This is a genomic window from Rothia aerolata, from assembly GCF_014635585.1.
Classification (GTDB): Bacteria; Actinomycetota; Actinomycetes; order Actinomycetales; family Micrococcaceae; genus Rothia; species Rothia aerolata.
Genome location: NZ_BMDC01000003.1, coordinates 123,373 through 142,859, shown reverse-complemented (window position 1 = coordinate 142,859; position 19,487 = coordinate 123,373). Strand labels below are relative to the sequence as shown.

Here is a 19,487-nt window from a genome sequence, read left to right as displayed (position 1 = left end):
CTTATTGCAAATCTAAAAAGTGTCGAAGCTGTCTTCGGCACGGTGAGCACGCAGGTAGTCACGCAAGTGGGGAATCACAAAAGTGACCTTGCCGTAGGAGGCCGCACGGATAATCTGCGCCTCCACCAACCTGTTGCGGTAGACCCCGGCGTACTGCGGGTTCTTTCCCAGCCGCGCGGCAATATCGCTCATCTTGCTGGAAGAGTCGTCCTCAGCCATAGCCTCAAGAAAAGCGCGGTCGCCGGCGGAAAGTTTTTCAAGAAGGGGCCCCAGAACCAGAGCGCCCAGAGCCTCCTGGGCGGCGGCAAGTTCACAGATGAGCTGCTCTTCGGTGAGCTGCTGATCAACCGCTTTGCGGCGAATCCTCTCCCCCACCAGCTGCACCATATAGGGGTAGCCGTAGGTGGCAAGGCTGGCCCGTTGCAGAAGCTCCTGGGTAACCTCGCAGGTTTTACCGCTGTGGACCCGGCAGGATTCCCACACCTGTCGCAGAGTCTCCTCAGTCTGCGCCCGGGTCAGCGCCCCCAGGTCAATCTGCTCAGCCGAGGCGAGAGCCTCCATACCCTCGGCAGCCAGGAGGTCCCGCGCGTCCTGCCCGCGACCGGCCAGCACCAGCTGCACGGGCAACCCAAGCTCCGTTACACGGACGACGGCGCTCACCAGCTCGCGCAGGTTCGCCGCTGCTCCGCGGGGTAGAGTGTCGATGGTAATCAGCAGACCCTCACCCAAGGTTTGCAGGCCCTCAGCGACCATTTTCAGCTGCTCTTCCAGCGACATACAATCGAAGTCATCGCAGATTTTACCGGTGAGATTCTCATGGATGCCGGGCAGGTAGATTCCGCTCATGCGCTGGGTAAGCCCCTTGCTGGGGGCATCATAGAGCGCACGCCAGCCGCGCTCGCAGGCAATTGCCTCAAAAGCCTTCACTAGCGCCGTCTTGCCAATACCTGCGGGGCCGGTGACCACCACGGGGGTAGACCAGTTGCCGGTATCGAAACGGGCTTCAAACGCAGAAAGCTCGGCGTCGCGCCCCTTGAGAGGGTAGGCAACACCGGCGTACTCAACGGTAGGCTGTGCGTTCATGAGCTCCCAATCTTCTTAAAAATCCTTTATATCTTTTATAACTTTTATATCTTGGCTCTTCAATAGCTGTTACATCACGTTGCGATTCCACCCACTGATATGAACGTCGCACCCCGTGCGGCTCAGTGGTAGCGTGAAACCACCACAAATCCTCACAAAGGAGCACCCATGATCGGCGTCTACGCCCACGCCCACGTTAAACCCGAGCACGTGAGCAACTTCGAAGAACTGGCTGAAAAACTTGCTGAGGCATCTATCAAAGAAGAAGGAGTCGTCAGCTACGAAGTAGGCCCGCTCATCAACCCCGAGAGCCCCGAAGACCCTCAGTACGCATTCATAGAACGCTGGGACTCCATCGAAGCACTCGAAGCGCACCTTGAAACCGACCACTACGTGCAAGCTGATGCCCAGTGCCAGGAATACCTAGCAACCCCCATGCAAATTAGCATCTACGAAATTTAGGAGAACCATGATTGGTGTGTTCGCAAAAGCCTCTATCAAAGCAGAGTCCATCGAAGACTTTGAGGCATCAGCAGCAAAACTCGTAGAAGCAACCCGAAGCAAAGACGCCGGGCTCGACAGCTACGACTTCGGCGCCCTCGTAGAAGAAGGTGCAGAAGGCGAATACGCTTTCATCGAGCGCTGGCACAGCGAAGCCGACCTTGAAGCCCACATGGCCCAGGAACACTTCACCACCGCCACCGCAGAGTGGGAGAATTACTTAGCAGAACCGCTAGAAGTTAATATCTTCCAGTTCTAATACATATTTCTTAAGGTCAAAGGAGACCCCATGATTGGCGTTTACGCAGTCATACCCGTCAAACCCGAATATGCCCAGGCCTGGGAGAGCATCGCCCAGCGTTTGGTTCAAGACACCGTAGCCCACGACGAAGGCTGTGTTTTCTACGATTTTGGCAAGCGAGTAGACGGCCCCGAAGGCGAATATGCCTTTCTTGAGCGCTGGATGACCCGGGAGGCCCTAGACGCCCACATGGCAGCAGAGCACCACGTGCGAGCTAACGAGGAATGGGCCGAGTATCTGGCGGGCGAGCCCGAGGTGCGCATTTACGACTACGAGCACTAGGAGACTTTGCCGAACGGTGGATTTTAGGCTTAAATTCTTATGAATTAAGCCTAAAATCCACCGTTCGGCAAGGAATTCATGAAAGCTGACCTATTTGACCCTGAGGATCTTGAGCGAAGCCTGCACGGCGTTGACCGGGCGGTGTTCCAGGTTCCCGAGCACCTCTCGCAGGCAAAGCTCACCCAGGCCCGGCGAGCCGATATGCTAGCCCTCATTGCAGATAATTTCGCCCGCGCAGCCAAAAACCAGGGTGCGCGAGAGATTATCTATGTAGCTCAAGACAGCCCTGAAAACCAAGAGTGTAAAGAAATTCTGGCTGCTCAAGGAATTCCCCTTACCACGCGTGAAGCCGAGCCAGCAGCGCCACCCAAGCAGAGCGGCGTCCACACACCCCGCAGGGGCGTTCGCTCGATTCAGCGAATCACGGTGCCCTCCCACTGGAGCCCCGAGGCCACCGCAGACTACTACCTGCACTGGCTGGCTCGCACCGGTCTGAGGCTGGTTAAAATCCGCACCGATTCCGAGACAGCTGAAATCGGTCTGCGTTTTCTCAAAGAGCCTTTGCTAAAGCTCGAACACGACTCAGAGCAGAGTCGCGAGGATTATTTTATCTATCGCATAGTCGGTGGAAAGCTTGCCCGGGCGCGTAAAGGAAGCAGGGCACGGCTAACCTTCCGCAAGATTCTGCGCCAAGACCAGGTCTTTATTAGCATCCACGATTTTGAGCCGGCTCTTCCCTGGCCCCTCTACGTGCTGACTCAGGCCCAGGTACACCTGCTGGTGATGAAACTCTTTGGCCTTGCTACAAAGGCGAACGGTGGGTTTTAGACTTAAATTCGCCGATTTTAAGCCTAAAATCCACCGCTCGGCGAGAGAGAAAATTAACGGTACTCCTCCGGCAGCACTCGCACGCCGCCCTTATCGGCAGAGGATGCCATCATGGCGTATGCCTTCAGAGCCTTAGATACCTGGCGCTCCCGCGGCTTGGTGGGCTTCCAGGGGGCGGGGCCCTTAGCAGCCCGGCGAGCCTCAAGCTCCTTATCAGAGATGTTCACGCGCAGAATGCGGTTGTGAACGTCAATCTCAATCTCATCGCCGGTCTGCACCAGACCAATGGCTCCACCGGCGGCAGCCTCAGGGGAAACGTGGCCAATGGAGATACCTGAGGTACCGCCAGAGAAGCGGCCGTCAGTCACCAGAGCGCAGGTCTTACCCAGGCCCAAGCCCTTCAGGTAGGAGGTCGGGTAGAGCATCTCCTGCATACCGGGGCCACCCTTGGGGCCCTCGTACTGGATCACCACGATGTCCCCCTCCTTCACGTTCTTTGAAAGAATCTCAAAGACCGCTTCGTCCTGGGACTCCACCACAAAGGCTTTACCCACAAAGTGGAAAAGTTCTTCATCAATGCCAGCGGACTTAATAACAGCCCCGTCTTCAGCGATATTTCCGCGCAGAACCGCCAGACCGCCATCCTTGGTATAGGCGTGCTCCACCGAGCGGATGCAGCCGTTCTCGGCGTCCTTCTCCAGCGACTCGTACTTGTTGGCGGTGGAGAAAGCCTGGGTGGTGCGCACACCACCGGGGGCTGCCTTGAAGAGCTCTTCGGCCTCGGGCGAGGGCGACTCCGAGCGAATGTCCCAGGCGCCCAGCCACTCTTCGAGGGAGTCGGCGTGAACAGAGTGGACGTCGCGGTTCAGCAGACCGGCGCGGTCGAGCTCCCCGAGCAGGGCGGGAATACCGCCGGCCCGGTGCACGTGCTCAATGTGGTACTTGGTGGAGTTGGGCGCCACCTTGGCCAGGCAGGGAACCCGGCGGGAGATAGCGTCGATGTCGTCAAGGGTGAAGTCCACCTCAGCCTCATTGGCAATAGCCAGAATGTGCAGCACGGTGTTGGTGGAGCCGCCCATAGCGACGTCCAGGGCCATAGCGTTCTCAAAAGCAGCCTTGGTGGCAATAGAACGGGGAAGAACCGAGTCGTCGTCGCCCTCATAGTAGCGCTTAGCGAGATCAACAATCTTCTTACCCGCCTGCAGGAAGAGATCCTTGCGGGCAATCTGGGTTGCCAGGGTGGTGCCGTTACCGGGCAGGGCAAGACCGATTGCCTCGTTGAGGCAGTTCATGGAGTTAGCGGTGAACATACCGGCGCAGGAGCCACAGGTGGGGCAGGCGTTCTTCTCAATCTGAGCCAGGTCAGAGTCAGAAACAGACTCGTCAACGGCCATGACCATGGCATCCACCAGGTCAAGGCGGTGCTCCACCACGCCCTCGATACCCTCGCCCGACTCCATCGGGCCGCCGGAAACAAAGATGGTGGGAATGTTCAGACGCATTGCCGCCAGCAGCATGCCGGGGGTGATCTTGTCACAGTTAGAGATACAGACCAGGGCATCGGCGCGGTGGGCATTGACCATATACTCCACCGAGTCAGCAATCAAATCGCGGGAGGGCAGGGAGTAAAGCATGCCGTCATGGCCCATGGCGATACCGTCGTCCACGGCGATGGTGTTGAACTCCTTGGCAACACCGCCGGCTTCTTCAATCGCGCTGGCCACCAGAGAGCCCATATCTTTCAGGTGCACGTGGCCGGGCACGAACTGGGTAAAGGAGTTAGCGATGGCAATAATCGGCTTGCCAAAGTCTCCGTCTCCCATGCCGGTTGCCCGCCACAGCGCGCGAGCGCCCGCCATGTTGCGACCGTGGGTTGAAGTGCGTGAACGTAACTCAGGCATAATACTTCTTCCTTCTACTGTGATGCTTGGGGTTTAGTCTACGCCTGCCTGCGCAGGGGCTTCCAGAGAGTATTACGGCGTATCACTATGTGAAAGGGCAAGGACGGCGCTCGCTCGCTCCCAGCGCCCGGTGAGGGAATCGCGAGGGGTGGGTGGCGCCGTCCTTACCTACCTAACTGAGGTTAACGGGACTTGCGGTTCTTCAGGTACTCGGCATCGCGGCGGCTAGCTACCACCGGAGCAATACCAGTGTAGCCTTCGCGCTCGGCAGCAATGCGGCGAACATTATCGCGGCAGGCGAACCAACCGATAATCATCAGAGGAATCACGATGATGAGCGAACCCAGGGTGTAGGTGCCCACGGGATAATCTAGACCGATGAGTACCAGCACACCTGCCAGGAATACCAGCACAATCCAGTCGGTGACCGGGTAACCGGGCATGCGGTAGGCGGGGCGAGCGTATACGCCCTTTTTAGCCAGCGAAACGAACTTTAGGTGGCAGATTGCAATGGCACCCCACGCCGAGATAATACCCAGTGAAGCCAGGTTCAGCACAATCTCAAAGGCCTGAGCGGGAACCACCATGTTCAGCAGAACGCCCAGAAAAGCCACGCCCGCAGTGAGCAAAATGCCGCCGAAGGGAACACCGCTCTTTGACATTTTCAGGGCGAATTTGGGGGCTGAGCCAGCAGCCGCCATGGAGTGCAGAATACAGCCGGTGGAGTAGAGGCCAGCATTCAAAGAAGACAGTGCCGCGGTGATAACCACCAGTTCCATAATGGGGCCGGCAAAATCCACGCCAATGCTGGAGAAGAAGGTCACGAAGGGCGACTCGTCTGCCGAGTAGGCGGTGTGGGGCAGCAATAGGGTCAGCAGAACTACCGAGCCAACGTAGAAGATGGCAACACGCCAGATCACGGTGTTGATTGCCTTAGGAATCACCTTGCGAGCATCGCGTGTTTCGCCCGAAGTGGTGCCCACCAGCTCAATGGAGGCGTAGGCAAAAACAACACCCTGCATAATCACCAGGGCGGGCATAATGCCGTTCGGGAAGAAGCCGCCGTTATCGGTAATCAGGTGCAGGCCGGTTTCGGAGTGAGTGGGGGTTCCAAAAATTACGAAGTAAATGCCCAGAATCAGGAAGATCACCAGAGCGGCAACCTTGATCAGTGCGAACCAGAATTCCAGCTCGCCAAAGACCTTCACAGAGATCAGAGAGGAATGTACGCTTCTTTCACGATGACGGTGAGGCTTATTCATAAGGGGCAAAACCCACCAACCCATCATCCATTAGGAAACAGCCGTGTCAGACAGGTCTTTTTACACTCAAATAAACCGCTTAGAAAAATAAAAGCGAGCATCATTGAATTACATGATGCTCGCTTAACTAAATATTATCTAAAAGATATATATTGAAATATTATAATAACAAATGCGTTAAATATAATATATTTAACAGTATTTCTGATGTTTTTCTTTTTTGCTAGACGATTTATTAAAATTTATTTTATATGATCTAATTCCCTATAGCGGAAATCATCCTATCCATATCACCATCTTTTAGCTGTCCTCCTAACACCCCGAAGGTATCTCCTCAATAATCAAGAAGATTCCTTCTAGAGATATGCTTCTAATCTTTCCCTCCTGGTTTCTGTGCGCCTCTTGTAGCATCTTTTGCCAACTTCATGAATCCACGTACGCACTGCCATATAAAAAATAAGAAGCAGATAATTACTCCGCATAGCCCCACATAGTACCCAGTACTTCCCACAGGGACTCTAGGAAGCAAAAGAAAAGATAATCCCATAAACCCTAGCCAACTAAGGAAAAAATGGAAGATTTACATATTTGAAAGGATTTAACATCACTAAACCTTTATATAATGAATGACTAATAATTTAAACAGGTAGAGGAATTTCGCCCGTAATCATATAGCTGGCCCCAATTCCTCCTGCAAAGAATTGACCATCGGAGAGAGGGTTTTCTTCAAAGCTTATTCAAGAGTGTTGATGGTCCGAGAGATGGTCGGCGGGGAGGTGTTGAACAGTTCCGCAAGGAGCTCTTCGGTTATGTTATTCCGATGATAGAGCAGAGTCGCTTTCTGAGCTTGAGGCAGGGTGAGTGCTGTTGGGCTGCCGCCTGGCTTGCCCCAGGTGATGTGGTGGGTGAGGGCTGTGAGCAACATGGTGAATTGCTGGTGGATGAGGCCGGTTGTACGCTGGTGTGGCAATGGTCTTCTCTGGTTGGCTGAGTTTATTTAGTCGAAGATTTAACTCTCATTGTGCCACTGGTGGGGCCGATGTTTAGTTGGGGGCACCCCTTAGGAATAAGCCTCTGAGTTGGGAATTAATTAATTCTCACGTCTGCAAAGTTTCTCACCCTTACTTTTTCAGCAACTTCTAAAAACAGAGGGTCCTCAGGTGAAGCATTTATATAAAAGAGAGACTCATCTTTATTAGTCATATCTCCACCCCAGGAAACTATCCCTTCATAGTCTTTGAGTACTTCTTGAATTATCTTAATTTCATATGCAAAATAGGAGTCAATAGGCATAGAAGGTCGGATTTGAAGCGCAGTACCGGATGATAAATTAGAGTAAGGGGTTTGAATCGCCTCTTCGGTTTTAGCTTTCCATCCCGAAATTTCCCCGGGTTTAATATCTTTCACTCGGTAATGCATCTGACGCACCAAATCCGAAAGAATGATGTTCACATCCCCGATTCTCATCTCACAGCTGGAGCTGATCCCTGAAATATCACATTTTTCAATTGTCGAAACTTCATCAGCTGGATTTTGCACGGGCCATCCATTGAGCGAAAATTCATAATTATCTTGATTTAACTGGCTCGCCTGAGCAGGGGGTTGAGAAGAAACAACTGAGCATATTGCAACAGTCAATGAACCCGCAATAAATTGTCTACGATCTAAATATTTAAGAAACACTTGCAACACCTTTACAAATAAGAAAAATTGAGGGAGCTAGAAAAATTATATAAGCCAGTAGTTTTATGAATAAATTTCGATATATTTTATAAATTTTTCTATTGGCGATGTAAAAAACACTTACTGCCAAGAGGAGAGAGGGTAAGAAGAATACAAAAATATATAAAACAGGATTCTCTAACCTGTCGGACACATAGTAATTATTCAAAGGACCAATATATTCTATATAATACTGGACTAGTATAAAAGATGGAATAATGAGTAATAAGCTGGAAGCTATATTTCCTAATACCCAACCTAAAGCATATCTTATTTTCATTGCGAATTAGCCTCGGCAAAGAGTATTATAATTTTCCAGAACATCATAAACGCCTTTTACTTCTTTAGAGTACACTTCGGCCTTAGGTCCGACTCCGTTATAGCGTCCAATGAGCGCTTGAATATCCGCTGGCTTCATGGAGAGACTAGGTCTGGGAACCCCAATATCGTTCGCATCCCAAAAATGCAAATATGCAGTACATTTAATATTAAAATCAATATCATCTTTTAATTTAAACCAAACAGTTCTTAAGTCTTTTATTGGATCGAACAAATTACCGCTTATTATTTTCTTAGATACACAATAATTCCACCCAGATATTGCTGAAGATGCAAAAATTTGTCCCCATCCGGTTGACGACTCACTTTTGGCACCCACGATGACTGCATCGTCAGCTGCGATATCAGTAGGATTCCACTTACGTGACTCCCAAAGAACCGGGGCTTGTATCAAGGCCTTTCTGATACCCAGCTCTCGAGCTAGATTTGTAATTAAAATATCCTTTGAGAGGATGCGGTTAAAGGCCATGGTGGTAGTCACTCCACCTAAAGTAGCCCAATCTCTGTCTGTCCAACCATCGCCCCCAATTTCAGGCACTCCAATGGATACTAGATATTTTTGTAAATCTTTTAGTAGCGCATCTTTATATAGTTTTTCGTTAAAGAAAACATCAAGTTTTGATGAAACAGAAGTTTGGTTATAGGTATTTTGCCCAATATCTCGACCTGAAGAGATATTCTTATCAATCTCAATCAAAGAGTCACCAGTTCCAACACTTACTGTATCAATCTGATCGAAAGCCCAGTTAGTGGGTAAAGGGTACCCTAAGTTACCGGAGAATCCACTTGACATATCACACACAAAGCTAGTCGAAGAGAGCCCTTCATCGGAAACTCGTTGGCAGACATTCCTGGCACCATATATGCCCACCTTGTAACCCGAACTTGAAAGAAGCGCATTATTGAGTGCTCGGAAATACGGAAGAACATTAGAGGTGACTTCACCGTCTAAAGCATCATAATCAACCGAGAAGTAGATTATCGTTCCGTCTTTGAAACCAAACTTCTTAGCCCAGAAAGTTGCATCTTCAGCATCCTGAGCACCCTGAGCAGGGGTGAAATAGTCTACAGAGTTATTAAAGGTCTGATAGATGGGGAAACATCTCAAACCATTTGATGCAATCGTAGCGAGTTCCCCAGGTTGTATCTGCTTTTCTAAGAGATTCTTTGTAGAAGGATTATAGAGATAGCGCCCTACATATCTATACCCTGCCGCATATAAAGCTTTAGCTCTGGCATCAGTAATTTTAGTAACGCCATCACAAGCAGAACCTGCTCTGCTCTGATCTCCATAGGAAACAAGCAAAGAGCTCCATGTGGCAAAATCAGCCTTCCCTGTTGCTGGAAGCTTAGCGAATGTCTGGAACGCAGTAACAGCTGTTGAGACCTCTGCTGTAAAAGATCCAAACGCTACACTTCTTTTATTGAGAATCATCGCTGCTGTGAACAGCTGAGCCCAGATACCAGTGCTGCCCACTTGAAGTACGTGATTTTTCAGAGAACTCTGGGTACCAGGGCCAAAGACTCCATTCGCTACCCCATCAGCCATTCCAGCCTCATATTGAATGGCGAACAGCATGCATTGCGCTACGGTTCGGGAGTGATAGCCTTCTGCCGGAATGATTTGAAAATCTCTTCTTTTAACATATCGTCCATTCAACCACTGTTGAATTTGACGGATGGAAGGATTTCCTCCGGAGATTAAGACATAAGGGTCCATGTTAAGTAACCCTTTAAATACTTTAGGCTCTATTCCTGATCCTGGCAGAGCGCTGGAGACACCCATGTCCTTCTTTAATTGAGTCACTGAAGCTTGGACGGTGGGATTATACGTCCCGTCGATTTTTCCTCCGTCGTAACCTTTGCAGTAAAGACCTGATTGGATAATTTTGAGGATATTTTCGGGGGTTTTTGTACTTGCATTGATAACGGGAAACTTTGTTTGCAAAGTAGAAAGGGTCGTTGGGCCGAAGCCGTCGGATAAATTTGTGATTCCTAGTTCGTGTTGTAGTGCTCTCGTGAGAGCGTACATGACGGTCCAGCTGGTGTTTCCGTTTTCTGGTACAGCTGCGATTCCGAGCGTAGCGCCCTTGTTATAGGTGGAATTGATGAATTGTTGTGCTTTTAGTACCATTAGGTCGCTCATTGAGCCTCCAGATTTTTAGATTGATTAGAGTTAACGATACGTGGTGTAGGTCGTATGCGAGCTGATCTGAGATGATTAGTAGCTTAAACTTGTCGCACGTTGTCTGGGGATCAAATATATTGAGGCTTATTCATAAGGGGCAAAACCCACCAACTAGACAACGGTCCCACCGAAGGCAAAAATGAGCGTTAAATCATCACAAATAACCTCAAGCCAAACCGGAAGAACCGTTGCACAACAATCGTACAACCGGGCTCACTAGCGCACAATTCGCCACACTCACCACAGCCCTGAACAAGAACCTTATCTGGAATCAACCAGGCACCAGACCTCACAAAACCAGCCTGACACAAGCCCTGAAAATTACCCTCATCTATCTACGCCACAACATCACCGAAGACCTCTTAGCTGATATCTTTGGTCTCTCTCAAGCCACCATTTCTAGAATCATCAACCGCATCGAAAGTGCCTTATTGAAGCTGACTGAGTTGAAGGTTCCCGAGCTTGAATCACTCAAGAATGTCCCTGGCTCACTCGTAGTAGACGGCACCTTAATTCCCATCTGGAACTGGTCTTCACAAGGGCAAATACTGTTTTCAGGGAAGCACAGAAGAACCGGTTTCAATCACCAAGTCATCTGTACTTTAGACGGGAGATTGCTAGCCATTACCGACCCGGTGCCGGGGGCTAGGCATGATGTTTATGCTTTTCGCTTTCACCAGCTAGGGAGGTTCTTGGATGAGTCCACTTTGGCAGATAAGGGGTACATCGGGCTGGGGTTGCTCACACCGACTAAACGAAAAGCGGGTGCACGGATGAGGGCTAGGGTGAAGGAGAATAATCGTAGGATCAATCGGTTACGTTTGGTGGTTGAACGGACGATTGCGCAGGTGAAGACCTGGCGGGTTTTACATACGGGCTTCCGTCGGCCGCTCGGTGTTTATTTGCGGGTGTTTTCGGTGGTGTGGAGGCTGATATTTTTTACGGCTTTGGACCCCTTATGAATAAGCCTCGGTGAACTGAGTTTTGTTGATAATTACCGTGTTTGAATCAACCACCTGGTACTTACCTTCAATCAGAACAGGGTCGGTGTAGAAGCGGTCTGAGGGGTTTCCTTCTTCGTCTGCTGAGTAGGTATAGGCCATAAGCTCTCCCCAGTAAAAGTTGAAGGCGGCTACTTCAATGTCGCTCATCTCGGGTGAATAGTAGATATATTCCCGCAGTGGCAGGTGTTTTAGTGCTTCACCGTTATAACCTTTGAGGTCGAGTTTCTTTTCACCGGTGTTACTCGCAAGAAAGGCGTAGAGGTCGGTATAAGTTATTACATCGCTACCGGGTTGCTCCCCTTTAGCCTTAATGCCGTTGTCCACATCGGCAACCAAATTATCTACGAATTCAAGTATTGGGTCTGGATTATTGTCGCTCATTTTGAGCCCCTGCTCATTGAGCTCATCATAAGTTTTCATGAGGGGTTCAAGCACTTTCTTATCCTCTGCCGAGGCAGACTCGGGCACCTGAGGGTCCTCTTCTAACAGGGCACTAAGTTCGTCCATACCTGAACCGGCTGAGGAGCTTCTTGCTGCGCCAGAGCTTGAGGATGAAGTTGCTGAAGGTTCTTCGGTAGCCTCAGACGATTCCGCGGAAGTTTGCTCGAAAGGGTTAGCAGTGTTTGTTTCAGAATTAGCTGGTTCTTCTGCTGTCTGATGAGCACCACAACCGGTAAGAACAAGAAGGCCGAGCACGGCAAAAGTAAGTGGTTTTTTCATGGGCTACCTTAGTGAATTTACTGTTTCCAAAAGTTAAAGTAACACCGGCTGAGTTCCCTCAGCGTTCTTTTTATGACTCAGACCTGTCATAAACTGACTCACTTGCAATATGGCTACTCAATTCTTTTTTCTGTGGCACGGGCTATTTTCACCGGCTACCTTAATTTCTAGAGCTAGCCGGCTCGATTTCACAGACATTAAGGAAGCATCATGGCCTTACACCACAGCACCGACCGTATTCTGACCACCCACGTGGGTTCCCTGCCCCGCCCCGAGCGTCTGCTCAGCGCTAACACAGACCGCCAGAACGGTTCATTGAGCGAAGATGATTTTCAGAAGGTTCTCGCAGAAGAAGTCGAAGCCGTGGTGAAGAAGCAGGTTGAAACCGGCATCGATATTGTCAATGACGGCGAGTACGGGCACTCTACTACCCGCAACAATGACTTTGGCTCATGGTGGACCTACTCTTTCCTACGCACAGGCGGCCTGGAACTAACTGACACCAGCGAAGAAGAGCTGTTTGCTACACCCGGCAACGGCCGACTGAACTCTTTTAAGGTACGTCGGGACTGGAACAAGTATGCTGATTTTTATTCCACTCTAAACCTGCGTAATGAGAATGACGGTGTCTTCCCCGTTGCTACGGGCCCGCTCACCTACATCGGACAGGAGGACGTAGCCGCCGACGTCCGCAACGTTTCAAATGCCGTCAAGTCAACCGGCGCAACCGAGGGCTTTGTCGCAGCCCTCTCTCCCGGTTCCGCTGCCCGCATCGGCAATAAGTATTACAAGACCGATAAAGAGTGGCTCTTTGCCTGGGCCGATGTACTCAAGGAAGAGTACAAGGCTATCGCCGGTGCCGGACTAAGCATCCAGATTGATGATCCCTCTTTCGCTGAATCCTGGGACCAGCTGGTGCCCGAACCTACCATTGAGCAGTACATCGAATTCACCGAACTGGCAGTTGAAGCACAGAACTACGCACTGGCAGATATCCCCGAAGACCAGGTGCGCTTTCACCTGTGCTGGGGCTCCTGGCACGGCCCCCACTCCACCGATATTGAACTCAAGCACATTCTGCCCACCCTACTTGAACTCAAGGTAGGCGGCTTCACTTTCGAAGCTGCCAACGCCCGCCACGCCCACGAATGGAAAGAATGGGAAAAGGTCGACCTAGGCAAGAAGATCCTCTACCCCGGCTGCGTCTCCCACTCCACCAACGTGGTTGAGCACCCCGAACTGGTGGCTCAGCGCATTGAGCAGTTCGCCTCGGTGGTACCCAAGGAGAACATCGTTGCCTCCACCGACTGTGGCCTGGGTGGCCGCCTGCACGAAGATATTGCCTGGGCTAAGCTACGCTCGCTCACCGAGGGAGCGGCGATTGCGAGCGAACGCCTCTTCTAAATTTTCCTCTCGCGGGAATCGCAATAGACACACCTGTCTGTACAGGATTATAGTTAAGTCCTGTACAGGCAGGTGCTTCTTTTAAGGATTAGCATGGGAAAATACGAGCGGGTTTTTGAAGACCTCTCAGCAAAAATTGACGACGGCACCTACCCGGTAGGTAGCCTCCTCCCCAGCGAGAAAAAGCTAACGGAGACCTACGGAGTCTCCCGCGAAACCGCCCGCAAGGCACTGGCCCTGCTGACCGACCGCGGTTATATTCAAAAAATCATGGGCAAGGGCTCAGTGGTGATCAACCATTCGCAGTATGCCCTGCCGGTGAGCAACATTGTCAGCTACAAGGAGTTCTCGGCGAACACCGGAACCGGCTCCCGCAGCGACGTCTTTGCCCTGGAGGAAACCAACCTTCCCACGGCCCCCTTCAAAGACCTTGCGCCCGACCTAGAACCCCTGCCCGCCATCCATGTGGGCCGCGTGCGCTATCTGGACGGCGAACCCGCCATTGTTGACAACACCTACGTACTCTCCTCGGTGGTTCCAAATATCCCGCGCGAAGCTGCCGAAGATTCCCTCTACGAGTACTTCGAGAACGGCCTGGGCCTGCATATTGCCTACTCATCCAAGCAGATTAAGGTTGAACCCGCCACAGCCCGCGACCGCGAGCTCATGAAACTTGCCAAGGGTGAGTACGTGGCGGTGACCGTCTCTATTACCAGCCTTGAAGACACCACCACCTTCGAGTACACCGAGTCCCGCCACAGAGCCGATAAGTTCATTTACCAGGATTTCGCGCGCCGCCGCTAAAGCAACCAACCCCGAAAGGGATTTTTATGAGTTTCCACGACAAAGTGATCTATCAGGTCTACCCCAAGTCTTTCTATGATTCCAACGGCGATGGTCTGGGCGATCTCCGCGGCGTCATCGAGAAGATTCCCTACATTGCGTCCCTCGGCGTAGACATGGTCTGGTTCAATCCTTTCTTCGTCTCACCGCAGAATGACAACGGCTACGACGTTGCCGACTATTACCGCATCAACCCCGATATGGGCACCATGGAGGATGTTGAAGAGCTGATTGCCGGCCTCAAGGAGCATGGCATTGGCGTAATGTTCGATATGGTGCTCAACCATGTTTCCACCGAGCACGAGTGGTTCCAGCACGCCCTGGCGGGGGAAAAGAAGTATCAGGATTTCTTCTACCTGCGCGAGGGCCAGGCAGACGGCTCCTACCCCACTAACTGGGAGTCTAAGTTCGGTGGCCCCGCCTGGGAGGTCTTCGGCGATACCGACCTCTACTACATGCACCTCTACGACCGCACCCAGGCTGATCTCAACTGGCACAATCCCGAGGTTCGCGCGGAGCTCTACAAGGTGGTGAACTTCTGGCTCGAGAAGGGCGTAAAGGGCCTGCGTTTTGACGTGCTGAACGTGATCGGCAAGTCAGAGTTCCTTGAGGACGCCGCTCCGGGAACAGTTGATAAGGCCCTCTACACCGACACCCCGCGCGTCCATCCCTGGATTCAGGAGATGCACAGGGAGACCTTCGGTAGGTATGACGACGCCATTACGGTGGGCGAGATGTCTTCGACCACCATCGAGAATTCCATCGGCTATACCAACCCCGAGAACAAAGAGCTCTCTATGGTCTTCAGCTTCCACCACCTGAAGGTGGATTATGAGGACGGTGAGAAGTGGTCTAAGACTGACTTTGATTTTGAGCAGCTGAAGTCTCTCCTCAATAGCTGGGCTGAGGGTATGCAAGCGGGCAATGGCTGGAACGCCATGTTCCTCAATAACCACGACCAGCCGCGCGCTATTAACCGCTTTGGCGACCCGATGAATTTTCATGCTGAGTCTGCCACCATGCTGGGGGCTATGGTGCACCTGCATCGCGGTACCCCCTACATTTACATGGGCGAGGAGATCGGCATGGTTGATCCCGCCTACGAGCACATGGGCGACTACGTGGATGTGGAAGCTATCAACGCCTTCAAGAAGCTGGTGTCTGAGGACGGCGTGGATGCAGACCGTGCCTTCGAGATAGTTCATTCCAAGGCACGGGATAATTCGCGAACCCCCATGCAGTGGTCGGCTGAGGAGAATGCCGGCTTTACTACCGGGGAGCCCTGGCTGCGCCCCACCACCTTTGAGACCATCAACGTTGAGGCAGAAGAGAAGAGCGGCAAGGTTCTGCCCTTCTACCGCCGCCTGGTGCAGCTGCGCCACGAAGAACCGGTTATTTCTCGCGGTTCCTACGCCCCCTATCAGCTGGAGCATCCGGCAGTCTATGCCTACCTGCGCGAGCATGAGGGAACCCGCCTTTTGGTGCTCAATAACTTCTACGGTGAAGAAACCGAGATTGAGATTCCTGCCGAGTTTGCGCGGGGAGAAGTCTTAATTTCTAACTACGACTCCGTTGAACTGGAAGAAAAGCTTAAGCTGGCGCCCTACCAGACCCTAGCGATTAAGCTCTAAAACTTTATAAACCGCACAGTCGGGAGCACCACCGCTTCCGGTCACACTCACCAGAAAAGAGGTACAGTCATGGCGAATGAGCCGACTGTTTCCATTCTTGCTCCCATGGCGGGCGAGGTTGTTCCCCTGGATCAGGTTGACGATCCGGTCTTCTCTAGCGGCAAGCTGGGTTCAGGCTTTGGTGTGAATCCGACCGCCGACCAGGTTGTTGCCCCGGTCTCGGGCAAGGTCTCTATGGTGGCGGGCACCAAGCACGCTATCGGTATCAAGGCTGATTCCGGCCTGGAGATTCTGTTGCACCTGGGTATCGACACCGTTGAGCTCGACGGTCTGCCCTTCATCAACGATCTGGGTAAGGGCGACCGCGTTGAAGCGGGCCAGCCCATTGCCACCATGGATCTAGCGAAGGTACGCCAGGCGGGTAAGGGCACCACCGCAATTCTCGCGGTCACCAACACCCCCAAGGCCCTAGAAAACCTTGACGTTCACACCGGCACCGTAAGCGCCGGCGATTCGGCGGCAACCGCCACTGTTAAGGGGCAGGATGCCGCTGACTCGGCTACCTCGGCAGGGGCAGGTTCCACCGCCGCAGCAGGAGGCGCCGCAGCGGCGTCGTCCTCAACCAGCGCCGCAGGCGCAGAACGCCCCGGCCACCTCAAGGGCCACGATGCCCTGGCCTGGGACATTCTGAACAACATCGGTGGTGCGGAGAACGTCAAGAGCGTTATCCACTGCATCACCCGCGTGCGTTTCTACCTCAAAGACGATTCCAAGGCCAAGGATGAGGTTGTCTCTAATCTCGACGGCGTGATTGATGTTGCCCGCGCCGGCGGCCAGTACCAGGTAGTGATTGGTCCCGCTGTGGAAGATGTCTACGACGCCGTGGTCAAGCAGCTCCCCAGCGGCAAGGCAGGTGGCGAAACCGAATCAGAAGTCGAACCGGAAGAACGCCCCTCGGGTGCCCTGGGCTGGCTCAAGTGGGGCTTCTCCTCACTGATTGGCGTAATCACCGGCTCCATGATGCCCGTAATCGGTCTGTTGGCGGCATCGGGTGTGCTCAAGGGTATTCTGACCCTGCTGACCATCTACGAAGTCGTTGACGTAGAGTCACAGACCTACCAGATTATTAACGCTATGGGCGATGCGGTCTTCTACTTCCTGCCCATCTTCGTGGGCTTCACCGCGGCCAAGCGGTTGGGAGCAGACCCGATTATCGTCTCCATTATCGGTGGCGTACTGGCCTACCCCGCCCTGGTCGAGATGGCGGCGTCAGACCCCTCAGGATCAATTCTGGGCGTCTCTACCAACGCGGAATTCTTCGGAATTCCCTTCCCCATGGCCTCCTACACCTACTCGATCTTCCCCATGATCGTGGCGGCCTGGCTCTGTGCCAAGATTGAGCCCGCGCTGAAGAAGGCGATTCCCGCAGTTCTGCGCATGATCTTCGTACCTCTGATTGAAGTCTTTGTGGTCTCTGCCCTGATTCTGGTGGTCCTGGGCCCCATCATCATGTTTATCTCCAACGGTCTGGCAGCTGGCATTCAGTGGGTCTACGACCTCAACCCCGCTATCTCCGGTCTCATTATCGGCGCTTTCTACCAGTGCCTGGTGATCTTCGGCCTGCACTGGGCAGTAATCCCGCTCATTGCTGACTCCATTGCTTCGCAGGGCTACTCCTACCTGAACGCAATCATCTCAGCAACCATGGTGGCACAGGGTGCTGGTGCGCTGGCTGTGTTTGCAAAGACCAAGAACGAACAGATGAAGGGCCTCTCCGGCTCCGCTGCCATTGCCGGTTTCTGTGGCATTACCGAGCCCGCCATGTACGGCATCAACCTCAAGTACGGCCGTGTTTTCATGCTGGCATCTGTGGGCGCAGCGGTAGGCGGTTTTATTACCGGCCTAATGAACGTGAACATGTGGGGCTTCGTAGGCTCCCTGATTGGCTTTACCAGCTTCATTAACCCCGACGGCGGCTTCGACAACTCCTGGTACGGCTTCTGGATTGCCTCGGCAGCCACCGTGATTGTCTCCTTTACCCTGGTCTACCTCTTCGGTTTCAAAGACACCGACCTCGCTCACGGCCGCACCGTAGAGAAGAAGCGCCTGGGTAAGCGCTAGCCCCTCTGCCTCGAACGGTGGATTTTAGGCTTAAATCTCGCGATTTTAAGCCTAAAATCCACCACTCGGCTCTTTAATCACTAAGCAAAGCTAGAGGAATAACAGCAACCCCATCGGGTCTCCTATAGGCCTGGGCACCCGTGGTAACCACCACGGTATCTACAACCTGAGGTACGTTTTCCCTCAACCACAGCAGATGCTTCACATCTTCGTCTGAAACCTGCGGTGTCAGCTTTACCTCGATGCCGAGAACCTCTCCCCCCGCTCCCTGAACAATCAGATCAACCTCCCTATCACCGTTTTTAGTTCTTAGATGGCTCACCGTAGCTTCAGCTGCCTGAGCAGCAACTCTTACACTGAGAGTAACTAAAGACTCAAAAAGAGGCCCTGCTAGGTGAGATTTTTCGGCGACAAGTTGGGCAGAAGAAACCTGTAAGAGCCGGGCAGCAAGGCCTGGATCAGCAAGTTGATGTTTAGGGGCAGTAGCGAGTCTCGTAAACTCGTTCCCCACGGGCAACCAACCAGGAACCGGGTCAAGTAGCCAGAGCTTACTCAAGAAATCCCTGTAAGCAATAGTGGTTGTCTTAGCTGGCTGGTGGCCATCACCAGCTGTGGTTGTATCGAGCAATTTGGAGTAAGCAGTAGTACTTGAGCTCGCAGCAGCATAAGCTCTCAACCACCTGAGCAAGGTTTCTGGGCGCCTGACCTTATATCCCAATTCCAGCAGATCTTTATCGATGATTCTTTGAATATAGGCATCGAGCTGAGCCCGTCGGACACGAGGCGGAAGAGAGTAGATTCCGGGAAAACCGCTTTCTACAATGGCATCAAAATAGTCTGTAAGACCAGCTGTGCTTTTCCCCGCAATCTTAGCCCTTCCCTGAAGCAGGTCTGCTAAACCAATGGCTTCTTCGTTCCTATATTTCTCATAGAAGGTCAACGGTCGCATGCGGAGCGAAAGAATTCTTCCGGCCCCGCTGTGAGTATCGTTTTCTTCAGTGGGAGTTGCGCTACCGGTAAGCAGAAACTGTCCCGGGGTAGCCCCCGAATCTACCTTGCGACGCACGGAATCCCAGACAGCCGGAACTTTCTGCCATTCATCAAGCAATACGGGCTGATTGTCCTTGATAAAACTGAAATTTAAATCAGCCTCAATAACCTGGCGTTGATCGGGATTATCTAGAAAAAAACGATGCTTAGCCCGACGACGCGCTGTATCGGTTTTTCCTACGCCTTTCGGTCCGTCAATGGCAACTGCAGAGACGTAAGGAAGCAGTTCATCCAGCTCCAAATCTAGGCTTCTCGCAAGGTAGTTCATACTCCTAGACTACCTTTAGCAGAGCTCCTAGACTACCTT

General features: G+C 52.3%; 16 protein-coding genes and 1 pseudogene. 9 read left to right on the top strand and 8 right to left on the bottom strand.

Annotated elements, in window-relative coordinates; translation table 11 throughout:
- Positions 1 to 12: 12 nt before the first annotated feature.
- A complete protein-coding gene (locus IEV00_RS08625; RefSeq protein WP_188359961.1) occupies positions 13 to 1,083 on the bottom strand; it encodes a DUF8462 domain-containing protein in 1,071 nt (356 codons plus the stop codon).
- A 168-nt stretch (positions 1,084 to 1,251) separates the two neighbouring features.
- Here IEV00_RS08625 and IEV00_RS08620 point away from each other — a divergent pair, with 168 nt between their 5' ends.
- The 4 genes from IEV00_RS08620 to IEV00_RS08605 all read left to right on the top strand — a co-directional run bounded on the left by IEV00_RS08620 (position 1,252) and on the right by IEV00_RS08605 (position 2,995).
- On the top strand, positions 1,252 to 1,545 hold the full coding sequence (locus IEV00_RS08620; RefSeq protein ID WP_188359960.1) for a putative quinol monooxygenase: 294 nt from the start codon (positions 1,252 to 1,254) through the stop codon (positions 1,543 to 1,545).
- A gap of 7 nt (positions 1,546 to 1,552) precedes the next feature.
- Positions 1,553 to 1,843: a putative quinol monooxygenase gene (locus IEV00_RS08615; protein WP_188359959.1), complete on the top strand. Its 291-nt coding sequence runs from the start codon at positions 1,553 to 1,555 to the stop codon at positions 1,841 to 1,843.
- A gap of 30 nt (positions 1,844 to 1,873) precedes the next feature.
- A complete protein-coding gene (locus IEV00_RS08610) occupies positions 1,874 to 2,167 on the top strand; it encodes a putative quinol monooxygenase (protein ID WP_188359958.1) in 294 nt (97 codons plus the stop codon).
- A gap of 78 nt (positions 2,168 to 2,245) precedes the next feature.
- Positions 2,246 to 2,995, top strand: a complete 750-nt coding sequence (locus IEV00_RS08605; protein WP_188359957.1) for a Rossmann-fold NAD(P)-binding domain-containing protein — start codon at positions 2,246 to 2,248, stop codon at positions 2,993 to 2,995.
- Positions 2,996 to 3,048: 53 nt separating this feature from the next.
- On the opposite strand, the gene ilvD is transcribed toward IEV00_RS08605, so the two are convergent.
- The 5 genes and pseudogenes from ilvD to IEV00_RS08580 all read right to left on the bottom strand — a co-directional run bounded on the left by ilvD (position 3,049) and on the right by IEV00_RS08580 (position 10,365).
- Positions 3,049 to 4,896 carry a dihydroxy-acid dehydratase gene (gene ilvD / locus IEV00_RS08600; RefSeq protein ID WP_188359956.1) on the bottom strand — a complete coding sequence of 616 codons (1,848 nt, stop codon included), beginning with the start codon at positions 4,894 to 4,896 and terminating at the stop codon, positions 3,049 to 3,051.
- A gap of 182 nt (positions 4,897 to 5,078) precedes the next feature.
- Positions 5,079 to 6,128 (bottom strand): annotated as a pseudogene (locus IEV00_RS08595) (amino acid permease); the annotation flags it as partial.
- A gap of 763 nt (positions 6,129 to 6,891) precedes the next feature.
- Positions 6,892 to 7,083 (bottom strand): transposase family protein, encoded by a 192-nt coding sequence (locus tag IEV00_RS11265; protein ID WP_373868240.1) that lies wholly within the window; start codon positions 7,081 to 7,083, stop codon positions 6,892 to 6,894.
- 161 nt (positions 7,084 to 7,244) lie between these two features.
- Positions 7,245 to 7,841, bottom strand: a complete 597-nt coding sequence (locus IEV00_RS08585; protein ID WP_188359953.1) for a hypothetical protein — start codon at positions 7,839 to 7,841, stop codon at positions 7,245 to 7,247.
- A gap of 325 nt (positions 7,842 to 8,166) precedes the next feature.
- Entirely contained in the window at positions 8,167 to 10,365 is a 2,199-nt protein-coding gene (locus IEV00_RS08580; RefSeq protein ID WP_188359952.1) for a glycoside hydrolase domain-containing protein, read from the bottom strand.
- 230 nt (positions 10,366 to 10,595) lie between these two features.
- Here IEV00_RS08580 and IEV00_RS08575 point away from each other — a divergent pair, with 230 nt between their 5' ends.
- Positions 10,596 to 11,369, top strand: a complete 774-nt coding sequence (locus tag IEV00_RS08575) for a transposase family protein (RefSeq protein WP_188359951.1) — start codon at positions 10,596 to 10,598, stop codon at positions 11,367 to 11,369.
- Here the strand turns inward: IEV00_RS08575 and IEV00_RS08570 are convergent.
- Positions 11,364 to 12,131 (bottom strand): hypothetical protein, encoded by a 768-nt coding sequence (locus IEV00_RS08570; protein ID WP_188359950.1) that lies wholly within the window; start codon positions 12,129 to 12,131, stop codon positions 11,364 to 11,366. The genes IEV00_RS08575 and IEV00_RS08570 overlap by 6 nt on opposite strands.
- Before the next feature lie 210 nt (positions 12,132 to 12,341).
- Here IEV00_RS08570 and IEV00_RS08565 point away from each other — a divergent pair, with 210 nt between their 5' ends.
- The 4 genes from IEV00_RS08565 (at position 12,342) to IEV00_RS08550 (ending at position 18,130) form a co-directional block, all read left to right on the top strand.
- The gene (locus IEV00_RS08565) at positions 12,342 to 13,535 is read left to right on the top strand and encodes a cobalamin-independent methionine synthase II family protein (protein ID WP_188359949.1); all 1,194 of its coding nucleotides are present in this window, start codon (positions 12,342 to 12,344) and stop codon (positions 13,533 to 13,535) included.
- A gap of 93 nt (positions 13,536 to 13,628) precedes the next feature.
- Positions 13,629 to 14,339, top strand: a complete 711-nt coding sequence (gene treR, locus IEV00_RS08560; RefSeq protein ID WP_188359948.1) for a trehalose operon repressor — start codon at positions 13,629 to 13,631, stop codon at positions 14,337 to 14,339.
- Between the two features lie 26 nt (positions 14,340 to 14,365).
- The gene (gene treC / locus IEV00_RS08555) at positions 14,366 to 16,009 is read left to right on the top strand and encodes an alpha,alpha-phosphotrehalase (protein ID WP_188359947.1); all 1,644 of its coding nucleotides are present in this window, start codon (positions 14,366 to 14,368) and stop codon (positions 16,007 to 16,009) included.
- A gap of 69 nt (positions 16,010 to 16,078) precedes the next feature.
- Positions 16,079 to 18,130, top strand: coding sequence for a PTS sugar transporter subunit IIABC (locus IEV00_RS08550; RefSeq protein ID WP_188359946.1), 2,052 nt, complete (start codon positions 16,079 to 16,081; stop codon positions 18,128 to 18,130).
- A 73-nt stretch (positions 18,131 to 18,203) separates the two neighbouring features.
- Here the strand turns inward: IEV00_RS08550 and IEV00_RS08545 are convergent, their stop codons facing one another.
- Entirely contained in the window at positions 18,204 to 19,448 is a 1,245-nt protein-coding gene (locus IEV00_RS08545; RefSeq protein ID WP_188359945.1) for an ATP-binding protein, read from the bottom strand.
- Positions 19,449 to 19,487: the final 39 nt, after the last annotated feature.